Origin of the sequence: Pseudoalteromonas sp. MMG005, assembly GCF_018101015.1 — a bacterium.
Taxonomy (GTDB): domain Bacteria; phylum Pseudomonadota; class Gammaproteobacteria; order Enterobacterales; family Alteromonadaceae; genus Pseudoalteromonas; species Pseudoalteromonas aurantia.
In genome coordinates this window covers 117,642-130,347 of sequence record NZ_JAGJEK010000010.1, presented here as the reverse complement: position 1 = coordinate 130,347, position 12,706 = coordinate 117,642, and the positions used below count along the sequence as shown (strand labels likewise).

The 12,706-nt window shown below is 38.7% G+C and carries 11 protein-coding genes; 5 read left to right on the top strand and 6 right to left on the bottom strand.

Features of this window, described 5'->3' with window-relative positions; genetic code table 11:
* Positions 1 to 102 precede the first annotated feature (102 nt).
* Positions 103 to 432, top strand: coding sequence for a ribonuclease E inhibitor RraB (locus tag J8M01_RS09660; RefSeq protein ID WP_192506699.1), 330 nt, complete (start codon positions 103 to 105; stop codon positions 430 to 432).
* A 44-nt stretch (positions 433 to 476) separates the two neighbouring features.
* Here J8M01_RS09660 and J8M01_RS09655 read toward each other — a convergent pair whose 3' ends face one another.
* From J8M01_RS09655 to pyrC, 4 genes are all read right to left on the bottom strand, one after another.
* A complete protein-coding gene (locus J8M01_RS09655) occupies positions 477 to 2,243 on the bottom strand; it encodes a DEAD/DEAH box helicase (RefSeq protein WP_348772736.1) in 1,767 nt (588 codons plus the stop codon).
* 57 nt (positions 2,244 to 2,300) lie between these two features.
* The gene (locus tag J8M01_RS09650; protein WP_192506698.1) at positions 2,301 to 2,606 is read right to left on the bottom strand and encodes an H-NS histone family protein; all 306 of its coding nucleotides are present in this window, start codon (positions 2,604 to 2,606) and stop codon (positions 2,301 to 2,303) included.
* A 211-nt stretch (positions 2,607 to 2,817) separates the two neighbouring features.
* A complete protein-coding gene (locus J8M01_RS09645; protein ID WP_010362305.1) occupies positions 2,818 to 3,027 on the bottom strand; it encodes a cold-shock protein in 210 nt (69 codons plus the stop codon).
* Positions 3,028 to 3,349: 322 nt separating this feature from the next.
* Positions 3,350 to 4,393, bottom strand: a complete 1,044-nt coding sequence (gene pyrC / locus J8M01_RS09640; protein WP_192506697.1) for a dihydroorotase — start codon at positions 4,391 to 4,393, stop codon at positions 3,350 to 3,352.
* Between the two features lie 198 nt (positions 4,394 to 4,591).
* Between pyrC and J8M01_RS09635 the strand changes: the two genes are divergently transcribed.
* The 3 genes from J8M01_RS09635 (at position 4,592) to J8M01_RS09625 (ending at position 9,124) form a co-directional block, all read left to right on the top strand.
* Positions 4,592 to 6,967, top strand: coding sequence for an EAL domain-containing protein (locus J8M01_RS09635; protein WP_210996079.1), 2,376 nt, complete (start codon positions 4,592 to 4,594; stop codon positions 6,965 to 6,967).
* Positions 6,968 to 7,422: 455 nt separating this feature from the next.
* Positions 7,423 to 8,310, top strand: coding sequence for a LysR family transcriptional regulator (locus J8M01_RS09630; protein WP_210996148.1), 888 nt, complete (start codon positions 7,423 to 7,425; stop codon positions 8,308 to 8,310).
* A gap of 61 nt (positions 8,311 to 8,371) precedes the next feature.
* A complete protein-coding gene (locus J8M01_RS09625; RefSeq protein WP_210996078.1) occupies positions 8,372 to 9,124 on the top strand; it encodes an ElyC/SanA/YdcF family protein in 753 nt (250 codons plus the stop codon).
* A gap of 24 nt (positions 9,125 to 9,148) precedes the next feature.
* On the opposite strand, the gene J8M01_RS09620 is transcribed toward J8M01_RS09625, so the two are convergent.
* Complete coding sequence (locus J8M01_RS09620) at positions 9,149 to 9,901, bottom strand: Nif3-like dinuclear metal center hexameric protein (protein ID WP_211057836.1); 753 nt, start codon at positions 9,899 to 9,901, stop codon at positions 9,149 to 9,151.
* 163 nt (positions 9,902 to 10,064) lie between these two features.
* Here J8M01_RS09620 and J8M01_RS09615 point away from each other — a divergent pair, with 163 nt between their 5' ends.
* The gene (locus J8M01_RS09615) at positions 10,065 to 10,427 is read left to right on the top strand and encodes a hypothetical protein (protein WP_192506692.1); all 363 of its coding nucleotides are present in this window, start codon (positions 10,065 to 10,067) and stop codon (positions 10,425 to 10,427) included.
* A gap of 575 nt (positions 10,428 to 11,002) precedes the next feature.
* Here J8M01_RS09615 and J8M01_RS09610 read toward each other — a convergent pair.
* Complete coding sequence (locus J8M01_RS09610; RefSeq protein WP_211057835.1) at positions 11,003 to 12,634, bottom strand: hypothetical protein; 1,632 nt, start codon at positions 12,632 to 12,634, stop codon at positions 11,003 to 11,005.
* Positions 12,635 to 12,706: the final 72 nt, after the last annotated feature.

Sequence of the window (12,706 nt, the reverse complement as noted above, 5' to 3'; positions counted from 1 at the left end):
ATGAACAATATCGCATTGTCTCTGTGAAAATTTACAGATCCCTCTTTTTATTTTATAACGGATCACCGACAATATAGATAATTAGTTAAAGTGGATAAAAACATGCAATTTCCGGACGATGATAATGGCCAGCTGCTCAGTGAAATCGCTGAAGCCGGTATAGATTTAACACAATTTCATAACGTCGATTTTTTCATCTTATTTGAGCAAAAACTTCAAGCTGATAAATTTGCTCAAGTTATTGCCAATGATGAGCTCAGCCCCACAACGCAGTTACAACAATGTCCAGATACTGGTATTTGGGAAGTTGTGACATCAGTAAAAATGGTGCCAGTTCATGAATTATTAGGTCAAACAGAGCAATATATCGAAAGTATCGCCAATGCCCACGAAGGTTATGGTGACGGTTGGGGTATTATGGCACCAGAATAAACATAGCTGGATGCAAGGATGCAGCCAACATAACATTTGATGCGCTATGATTTATCGGCTTTTCTATAGCTCCCTTCATAATCAAAGATTTTTTCACTGACTTGCCAGCCATATTTTTTATGCTGTTTTGCAATAACAAAGTCTGGGGCTAATAACTCTTTACCTGCAGCCACAACCTCTTCTGCATAGCTCCAATTAACCTGAGAATAACATCCTTTAACACGTCGACTATAATATCGATGGAATACATAACGACTTTTTTTATTAGAAAAATCATAAACTTCATCACAACAAGCACCATCCTCGTCATAATAACTGACTTTTATCAATTGCTCTTTAAGTTGAATAACAGATAAACCAGAACAACGCAGCACCATCGCGTTTTTTAAATTGAGTGCAGCGCGTAATTTATCATCAGGATCAGCCATTACAGCATCACACTGGTTACATTGACGCGCAGCTATATCATTCTCCGCGCCACAGCTATCACACTCCTTAAACCTAAAGCGGAAATCACATTGTTGCTGTGACTGTCCATCATCCAATAGCCCCTGACAGCGACGCCCATAATGCTCAATCAGCTTGCCACCGTCATCCACTTTTCCCCAAAAAACATTCGCAAAGCCACAACTAGGACACAGAACTTGAACAGGCTCACTGTCTGGATTTGGTCTCTTTGAGCCGACTTCTGGGTGATAAAGGTTAAAATCATTTCCAGCATAATCCAATACAATACAATCTTGCTTATTATCTGCAAGCCTAAGCCCTCGCCCTATTATCTGCTGGTATAAACTAACGGATTCCGTTGGCCTTAAAATAGCAATTAAGTCGACATGTGGCGCATCAAAACCCGTAGTTAATACAGAAACATTGATTAGATATTTAATTTTCTTATTTTTAAATTCTTTTATTATCTCATCACGGGCTGTGTTCTTTGTATCACCAATAATTAACTTCGTATTATTTTCTGGTAAATAACCTGTAATTTCTTTCGCATGCATAACCGTTGCAGCGAATATCATCACCCCTTGGCGGTTTTGACTACTTTCAATTATATGACCGATTATACTTTTTGTGGCACGCGTTTGAGCTGATAGTAATTTATTCATATCTGACTCAGCATAACCACCAAATGCATTTGTATTTAAAGCTGAAAAATCATAGTTTGTTGATGCTGGATCAATTTCATTAGGCGGTGTTAAATACCCATTTTGAATCATGTAGCGTAACGGTAGTTCATATATACACCGTTTAAAAGGTGAGTCCTTTGCACCACGTATAAATCCGTGATAATGCTGATAGTATATCCAACCTATACCTAAGCGATATGGTGTTGCTGTTAACCCCAGCACTTTTAAATCCGTATTAAAGCGTTTAATTTGCTGGATCACCTGTTGATATTGGCTGTCATCACTTTCACTTACGCGATGACATTCATCAATAATTATCAATGAATAAAAATCTTGTAATAAGTCTAAGTTTTTTGCAATCGACTGAATACTCGCAAATGTAACTTGCTTTTCAAGTGACTTCTTTTTTAGTCCAGCAGAGAATATACTCGCTTGCAGATCAAAGCTCATATATTTCTCAGCATTTTGTTGTACCAGCTCTTTAACATGGGCTAAAACGAGAATTTTATGTTTTGCTAATCGTGCAAGTTCCGCAATCACTAAACTCTTACCCGCACCCGTAGGCAAAACAATTACTGCAGCATCATTACATTTCTTAAAGTGGGATATAGTATTATTAACAGCGTCTTGTTGGTAAGGCCTAAGCGTGTAAATGGTACCTCCTAGCAGCTTAGATGCCACAAAAATAAACGCTCGCTTATGCTAAGCGAGCGTAGAAAATAATATAACTAAGCTAAATTAGATCGTATAGTCGTCTAAGTTAACGTCAGCAAAAGCTTTTGGTGTTTTCCCTCGGCCTGTCCATTCAAAAACTTGACCATCTTTTTCTATACGATATTTAGCTTTTACTTTTGCGCGCTTGTCCGATTGAACGCCACCGACTAAATCTTCAAGGGTTAACCCTTTTTCCTTGATAAGTGCTAATACTTCGTCTTTTACTTGCTGTTGTTCACGCTGGCTATCTATTGCTTCGTTGATTAATTCAGCAGCTTTCTCTAGCTCGTTAAAACTCGCAGACTTAATAAAAGATTTAATTTCACGCATTGGCAGTTCTCTTGTATTGATAAGGATATAAATTTACCTACAAACGGTAATATATTAATCAGAAATAAAATTAACTGATCTCTTTATTATTTTTACATATAAAAATAATAAAGCAAATAATTATAAGTGATTTGATATAATAATAAGAGTAGTTAGGAAAGAATAAAATGATAAAGGAGTAACAAGGCTGTTACTCCAATTTAAAGCAGGCTTATACAGCAACTACATTTTCAGCTTCTGGACCTTTTTTACCTTGCTTAACATCAAAAGATACCGCTTGGCCATCAGTCAGAGTACGGAAACCGTCACCAGAAATAGCGCTGAAGTGTACAAACACGTCAGGACCATTCTCTTGTTCAATAAAACCAAAACCTTTAGATTCATTGAAAAACTTTACTTTACCTGTTTTAGAAGTAGACATACCTATTATTCCTGTAGATCAAATCAAAATTAACACTTGCCAATATGGCTTCCTCCCTGAGTTTGCTTATCAACACATCGGAATAATAAATACAGCAGATCATACTAATGTTACCAAGTGTAAGTACCTAACCGGTAACTACAAGTACATTATTCTTTACCGCAACTTTTACATCCATTGAATTGCAAAAACTCAAAGCATAGCTAGCCTAACATATAAACTGGCTTTCTGTACAAACCAAGTCCCATTTATTCTAAAATAAAACGACTTAGGATAAAAAAAAAGCGCACTTTTTGGGTACGATGCTATTAAAAACTAATGACTATTCAGTAATTAACCAATCAATCATATCACCAGCTTTGATAGGAACCACATCAGCTCCGCCTAACGGGTAACTTTCTGGTACTTTCCAAGGCGATCTTGTTAAAGTAATAGTGTCGGTGTTTCTCGGTAAGTCATAAAAGTCCGGGCCAAAATGACTTGCGAAGCCTTCCAATTTATCAAGTGCATCAACAGCTTCAAACGCTTCAGCATAAAGCTCTAAAGCAGCATGAGCCGTATAAGCACCAGCACACCCACACGCCGCTTCTTTTTTATCTTTCGCATGCGGTGCCGAGTCTGTACCTAAAAAGAATTTTTGACTACCACTTGTTGCTGCTTCAATTAACGCTTGTTGGTGCGTGTTACGCTTTAATATTGGTAAACAATAATAATGCGGTCTGATCCCACCAGCAAGCATATGATTGCGATTATATAATAAGTGGTGCGCCGTTATTGTGGCTGCGACATTATCCGAAGCTCCTTTAACAAACTCTACAGCATCTTGAGTTGTAATATGCTCTAACACCACTTTTAAATTTGGAAACGTATCGACGATTTTAGACAATTTAGTTTCAATAAAGATCTTTTCACGGTCAAAAATATCAATTGATGAGTCTGTTACTTCACCATGTACTAATAAAAGCATACCAACTTCTTCCATTGCTTCCAGCACTGGGTAGATATTCTCAATGTCTGTAACACCTGAATCCGAATTAGTCGTTGCACCTGCAGGGTATAATTTAGCCGCCACAATATGGCCACTTGCTTTTGCTTTTTTTATCTCTTGCGGTGTTGTTTTATCTGTAAGGTATAGCACCATTAAAGGCTGAAAATCACCTTGAGGTTCAGCAGCTAAAATACGATCTCGATAAGAGAGTGCGGTTTCTGTGCATGTTGCTGGAGGCACCAAATTTGGCATTATAATAGCGCGCCCCATATAGCGACTAATATCTCGTACCGTATCTTTTAACTGTACGCCATCGCGTAAATGTACATGCCAATCATCTGGGCGAGTAATAGTGAGGGTAGTTACTGTGCTAGTCATTGCTCTTTTCCACTGCTGAATTTGCCCGATCATAGGCAGTTAAGGGCCGTTAGTAAAGTATTTCACATCCGCTTTATATTTAAAGAAGGATGACTGTTTGCATAGTTTTACAGGCTAAATAACTTTTTCACTTAAAAACATGTTGTTTCACTCTTAAGTACGATAAATTATGCGCACTCTCAAATATGAGTTATGAGCATGCTTTCACACAAAAAACTAGAATCAAAAACCGAACAGCTCAGCATCATAAATCAATTCTCATCTTCATTACTGCAGATCACACAGTTAGATGAGCTATTTGATTATGTAACTTCTCAAGTAGTTAGCCGACTGGGGTTTGTCGACTGCGTTATTTATCTATCAGACGAACATAGTGAATATTTAGAAGAAGTTGCCAGTATGGGACTGTCGCATCAAAATACTAACTATCAAATAACCCAAACACGTATTCCAATAGCACAAGGGATCACGGGTTACGTTGCAAGAACAAGAAAAGCATTTGTTTCTGCTGATGTATCTAATGAACCCAAATATATCGCAGACTCAAGGCCTGCTTTATCTGAGCTATGTGTGCCATTGATTTATGAAGAGCAACTGCTTGGCGTGATCGACTGTGAGCACCCTGAACAAAACTATTTCACTGACGGACATTTACAAATCCTATCTACTGTCGCTCACTTACTCAGTGCAAAAATAAATCAAGTTAGAACACTTAATCATTTAACACAAACTGTAGAGCAGCTAAATCAGGCACAGCAACTAGAAAAATCACTACTTAAAATAGCGAATATTGCGTATCAATCTGAGGATTTAGATGCATTTTATGATGATTTGTATTTAATAATTAATAGCCAGTTACCGGCCGAGAACTTTTTTATTGCTTTATACGATAAGCAAATTGATGTATTGGAAATTAGCTATTTAATTGAAAGTGAAGTTAAATGCAATGCATCTCAGAAAGTATCAAAAGCTCAATTAAAGGATACAGCCTCCTATTTCATTATAAATAGCGCCCGCCCATTATTGTGTAACCATCAAGAGTTTGAGCAGCATATTGCTTCTGGGGACTTTAAAATGGTGGGACGCTCTCCACGTTCATGGTTAGGCGTGCCATTTACGGTTAATACCCAGTATCAAGGTGTCATAGTAATACAAAGCTACCGAAACAATAAAGCCTTTAATCGTCACCACTTATCGATTCTAACCTATATAAGCCGTCAAGTTAGTATGGCTATTGATAGGCAATTATCTCGACAAGCTTTAGAGCATAGAGCCTTGCATGATGAGCTCACAGGGCTAGCAAACCGCTATCTCCTGCTAGAAAGGATCAAACATGCCATTTTATCTCATGAAAGAGCTTCTGAGCCAAATTTGCACTGCCTACTGTATTTAGACCTAGATCGATTTAAAAGTATTAATGATGCATTAGGTCACGACGTTGGCGATCATTTTTTAATTGCTATCGTTAACGCTATCCAATCAAGCATTAGGCGTACAGACACGTTTGCACGTTTAGGGGGAGATGAGTTCGCCATCTTTATGGAAAATGTACAAGATAAGCAACAAGTTGAGACTGCATTAGAGCGAATAAACAGCGCCATTGCAAAACCGTTGCACATTGATGGTCACATTTTACAGGCATCTGGCAGTATTGGAGTTGCATTTACCAATGAAGCAACCGACAGCGCCATTGGGTTACTACAACAAGCTGATGCCGCCATGTATGAAGCTAAATCTTCTGGTAGAGGTCGCGTTCGTTATTTTAATAATGCAATGCGTAAAAAGCTAAAACGTCAAGCTGATATCGAAAATGACTTGCAGCATGGGATTAAAAATGATGAATTTGAACTCTATTTTCAGCCTATATTTACGCTCAATCAGCCTCATATCGTTAGTTTTGAAGCACTGGTTCGTTGGCACCACCCAAAAGCCGGATTAGTTTCCCCTGACGATTTTATTCCCATAGCGGAACATACAGGTCAAATCATCGACTTAGATTTGCACTTGCTGCACGTTGCTGCTGCACAATTACAACAATGGCGACGTGCCGGAAACCCTACGATTAGAATCACCGTTAACGTCTCATCTCGCCACTTTGCGAGTTTAGATTTTGTCGATTTTATGCGTTCATTGTACATTAAGTATCAACTACCTAACGGTACTCTATGTCTTGAGATCACAGAGTCGGGCCTGATCGAAAACCTGACACTTGCGACACGAATAATTCACGGGTTAGCGCCTTTAGGCGTTAAGTTATATCTTGATGACTTTGGCACTGGTTATTCTGCATTAGGGTACTTACACCAATTACCTATCCATACGTTAAAAATTGACAAAAGCTTCATAGATAAACTGACGAACAAAGAAAACCCTCTGGTTGATGCTATTTTGTCTCTCGCTGAATCGCTTAAGTTAAATGTTGTCGCGGAGGGAATAGAAAACCCAAAACAATGGGCGTTATTAAAACGAAAAGGCTGTCAATTAGGACAGGGGTATCTCGTTTCAAAACCTTTACCAGCACAAAAAGCAATGGCACTATTGATAAAACATACGGAAGTAGCGCTGTCTATATAAAAAATATATACGTTATCCTATGAGAGCGGCGCATCGCTTTCTTAGTCAAAAAGCCTCTGTAACTATAGAGGCTAGCTCTTCATTAATCATGTTATTAACCAAACTCGGCTCTGCGTGCTACCTATCACGCTTCCTACTCCCATCGTATTTTTAAACCGATACCATACAATTCACCTCTTTTTATCTATTAATGATCAAAACCAGCATGTGGTGATTGAATTGATTGCAACTCATGCCCCACCAAATACAACATGAACAAAATTAATTTGAATTTTTTGCAAAAAAGTTAAAATAAAAATGACAACGCTGTCAAAATTGGTGCTATAGTGATTTTGTTATAAATTAATCACTGCACGCTGGTTTTATAGACGGCCAACCTCTATTATGGCGATGTTAACCATGCTGCTTGGTCATAATTTGAGTTTCACTCACTATATAAATGAGATTTATTGAAGATGATAGACATAAAACACCTAAAAACCATATCTACTCTGAAAGAAACAGGCTCATTAGTTAACACTGCGCGTGAATTATTTTTAACGCAATCTGCTTTGTCACATCAAATTAAAGATCTCGAAAACAAGCTTGATTGCCAATTATTCGAACGGAAAACACAACCCGTGCGATTTACGCCTCAGGGCATGCTGCTTTTAGAATTAGCTGGCGAAATTCTGCCAAGAGTCGAGGCCACCAAATGTCGGCTAAAAGAAAGCTTGAACCAACCTATTTCTCAGCTACGACTTAGTGTTGAATGTCATGCTTGTTTTCATTGGCTATTACCTACTATTAAAGAGTTCAACAATTTTTGGCCTGATATTAAAGTCGATTACGAACGAGGCTTTAGTTACGATGCCATTCCAGACCTTATGGATGACGAATTGGACCTAGTACTGACATCTGACATTCGCGAGCCAGATAAACTAGAGTATGCACACCTGTTTGACTTCAAGTTGAAATTAATAGTTGCACCGGATCATGAGCTGGCGAAAAAAGCCTATGTTACTGCGCTTGACTTAAAAGATGAAACTATCATCTCATACCCCATTCCAAAAGAACGCCAAGATATTTTCAAGCACTTTATACAAAATGCACGGTTTGATGGAACTTTAAAAACAGTCGATCAAGGCTTATTAATATTCCAACTAGTTAGTGCCGGGATGGGCGTGGCGGCATTACCTGATTGGTTAGTAACACCTTATGAAAGTCAGGGGTTAATTAAATCAATCCCATTAGGTGCGTTGGGCTTAAATAGGCCGATGTTCTTAGCAATGAAGAAAAATATGAAAGATAACCCTGTTTATCGTCATTTTTTAAACACCTGCAAGCTTAACAATGTTCGCTAACCTGTTCATATCAACGCCACTCTAATACACTATAACCCAACATCCAAGGTTGGGTTCTCATATGTTCGAATTAAAAAATATTATTGGCAGCTTGTTAATGCCTCTGCCATTTACACTCCTACTCATTGCTTTTTGCTTATTCTTTATAAATAAAACTCACATTAAATCATATTTAACCTGTTGGGTTCTGATATTGTCCCTATGGTCTATCAGCACACCTCATATCGCAGCTTTAATCATTACGCCCCAGGAAAAAGCGCTAAAACCATTTAAGCTATCTCAATATGCGCATTTAGATAAAATTGTGGTTTTGGGCTGTGGGGCTTACCCAAATTCTCAATTGCCAAGTAATACACAACTTAACGGATGCGCACTCGCAAGGTTAGTTGAAGGACTCAGACTCGCAAAGCACTATCCGCGGGCAGAGTTAATTGTTTCTGGGGTACATTCAAACACCACATTAATGTCAAAAGCTGCTATTTCTTTGGGGGTTAAAGCGAACCGTATTAAGCAGAGCCCAAAAGCTTTAGATACCAAAGATGAGGCCAGACTCTTAGCTCCCCATTTAGTTGATAGGCAAGTCGCATTAGTGACTTCGGCAAGCCATATGGCCAGAGCCATTGATTTATTCCAAGCGCAAGGTGTTTCAGTTATAACAGCCCCAACACAATTCTACTCATTTTCTAAGCACACTTCATCAAGACAATTTATCGCCCAAGCTAGCGTGTTACATGCAGTCACCACACATTGTCATGAATGGTTAGGTAAGCTTTGGATTTCACTCATTAGAGCGCTCGACCCTGAAGCTCTATAGCCCCTTTTTGTTGATATAACCCCATCAAACGGGGTTATCTATATCAACAAACGTCACATCCAAGCCATACTGCCTACCTAAATACTCACCAAGTGCTTTAATGCCATAACGCTCTGTTGCATGATGGCCCGCAGCAAAGAAATCTATATTTTGTTCTCTAGCACTGTGTATCGTTTGCTCTGATGCTTCACCGGTTAAATACGCGTCTATTCCTTGTTCAGCAGCCAAATCAATATAACCTTGACCACCACCTGTGCACCAAGCTATGGTTTCTATTTTCTTTGCTCTAGGCGCACAAACTAGCGGCTCCCGCTTTAGCAGCTTTGCTATTTTCTGCGCAAACTCATCAGCCATTATAGGCGTTTGTAACCGTCCTCTAACAGCAACACTATTTGGCCCACTTTCTAAGCCACCTTCCGCCTCCATATCCAACAAGTTTGCAAGTTGCGCATTATTGCCAAGTTCAGGATGAATATCGAGCGGTAAATGATAACCAAATAAATTAATGTCATGCGCTAACAAACTGGCAATACGACGTTTTTTCATACCTGTAATTGTTTGCTGTTCTCCTTTCCAAAAATAGCCATGATGAACCAAAATCGTATCCGCACCGAGTGAAATTGCCTCATCAATCAGCGCTTGACTGGCGGTTACCCCTGTCACTACCTTATTAACTACGTTTGAGCCTTCTACTTGTAATCCATTTGGTGCAAAATCTTTAATTGCACTCGGTTTAAGTAACTCAGTTAAGATTTGTGTGAATTCTGAACGCTTCATGACGTACCCACTATTTTGTAGAAAATAATCGCAAATTTTGGCGTCAAATCGAGCTAATTGGAAGCAAAAATCGTAAAAAATTGAAAAATTGCCCAAATATGGGTATAACTACTCTTTAAATCTTAATCCCGCATATCCGCGTATAAAACGACTAGGATCTACGATGAGTAAACTAGATAAAACTGAAGTATTAAGCGCTTTTGAAGTAGCTTATGAAGCTGCCCATGGTAAAAAGCCAGAAATAGAAACCAAGCCAGGCTGGTATAGCATTGATGGTGGCAAAAACATGCGCCTTGCTGACGTTGCAGCACTCACTGAAGAACTATCTTCAGGTTCAGCGACCCCTAGCAAAGCTGCGCCTGCTAAAAAAGCTAAAACAAAGAAAGCCGTTGCTCCAGCGACAACTAAGAAAGCCCCTTTCATCGTGATAAAAGAGAATGAAGAAGGTTACACCGCTGAAGAGCTTTGGATTGTAGAACTTGCTCGTAAAGACCATGATTGTCGTTTACCGCGTGGCGTTGTTTAACTTTTAAACAACCCTCTATTATCTCAAAAAGACCGCTTAATAGCGGTTTTTTGTTGCCCCTTTCCCGCTCTTTATTGGACTTACAACTACAAGCATTACAGTCAATATGAGTAACTCTCCATATGACTGATGATCCATTAAACGCATGAACACCGCCATTTAGCCAAATCATTGCCATTCGCTTAATTATACTTCTTGTAATCAACCAATCGTCTTAAATGATTCACCAATTTTACAAGCTAAAGCTCCCACCGACTGCATCGATTCTTTCATAGAACACCCAAAACACCTATAAATAAATCTTCGGTATTATGGGGTACTTTTCGAGTGAAAGTACACTCTATACATAGCATGGTGAGTATCATAAATTACGACTTCAAATTTTAATAAGTAAGTTTAACAATTATATATCACATGTGGGGTTTTCAAAGAACCCAATCAGAGGGTGACGATTTAGTTCTTTAAACAGCAAAGCTCCACCCTAAATTGCGAGGGTGAAGCTTTAACAATCAAAATGATTACTTACCTCCTTTGGCTCTGTAGAAGGCGATATCTGTCATAATTCATAGTTTCAGCTATTTTAAGCCAACAGATATTAATTGAAGCTTTGGAGTAACCATTGATGACTTTTCTTTCAACAACACGCGTCCAAATATCCGAAGTGGGATCCGACCTTTGCTATCTTGTAACCTTATGTCATACCCAAACTCACTAGATACCACTTCGATTTCATAATTTTGCCAATTTTTTGTCGTGTTTTCCGTTTTAATTTTTTCTACCATTTTAGTTTCTGCCTGAGCTAACAGGCTTTGCTTATACTTACTTGAAATCTCCCAACTAGTATTTTCAGGAATATTTATATCGAATGCCAACCCAGCATGTGACACTGCCATATCGTTCGCATTTAACTTTACAGCAGGCATAACATCAGGTGTTACTATCCATGCATCGCCCACTTTTTTACTAAATGCAATCCGCTTTGCAACCAACCTATCATTGGCACCAAATGCCTCAGAATAACGCTCATCTTTAATTTGGTATACTTGCCAACCTATTCCTTTTTTAGATGTGAGCTGCTTATCTATGAGAGATATTGCAAGGCTTACCGCTCTCTCCTGAGGCATCGAGAAAATTTTTGCTTGGGCTGGCACAATACTAGACGTCAACAAACCCGTTACGTCAAACTTATTTTCTAAAGATATGTAGGGATAGAGTGTATAGTACTGATTTGACTTCTTAATCGGTGCAGCACGCTTAGAGAATTCTTGAACAATGTATGACCAGTGTGAGCCGGTGCTTTTTATTAATGAAAGTTCTGTACTATAGAGCTTTTCACGTGCATCTGGACCAAAACATATCATGCCACCCAATGCACTTTTATCTCCGGCATCAATTGCATCAAACCACGCATCTTTGTTTTGAACTCCGACACGATTCCACTTATTCCAGAATGAACTACCGTAATGCCCCCAATCATTTTGGTAACCATTAACGCCATAAATACAATTCACCCCCTTAGCTCTGCTAGCCCATGTTTTATCTGGTGTTTGTAACACAGATGAGGATACTGGACTCGACTGTTCAACCGCAGAAGTAAACTTATTATTTAGTATGTTCGCTTTCTTCTTATTTGAAGAGCATTCACCTTTAATTACACTACAGCACCCACTTATAAATAAATGCCTTAAATTAACAGTACCTGGTGACATTTGACTAGAAAAAATATGACAAGAACCATTTTCTTCAACACTAAGTGGTGCCAGCCAATTATTATTATAAGTACCTGAATGATTGGACATAAAGGCATAATACGCCGACTCAAGCCCATCATAACCACTCGGAGAGTTTGCACTTGAGTAATGCGAGCGACTTGTCCAATCACTTTTTCTAACCTGTGTGTTTAAATCCAATGAATTTTTAATTGCCCAACTAGGGCTTGCCGTAATAAACCCTGACGCATCAGAAAGGGTGTGTTTTAGGCTACTATCCGTACAAAATCGAGAGAGTCCATATGAGTTTATATACACGCCACTGTGCGCCTGATTGTGCTTTTCTTTTTTATCCACTAAATCTTTTGTCAAAGTTACAATATTATGCCATTCAACATCTGCATTTACATCAATCTGCGGTAGCTCATGAGCTGTTACCAACACACTATGACCAGAAAATAATAACCCTATTCCAAAGAGCTTAATATGCTTACTCATTTTCATTCCTTTAGTTTTTTCATTGGTGTAATACCACAGACTCTTTTAAACTAAAGCCTATCACTCCATAAT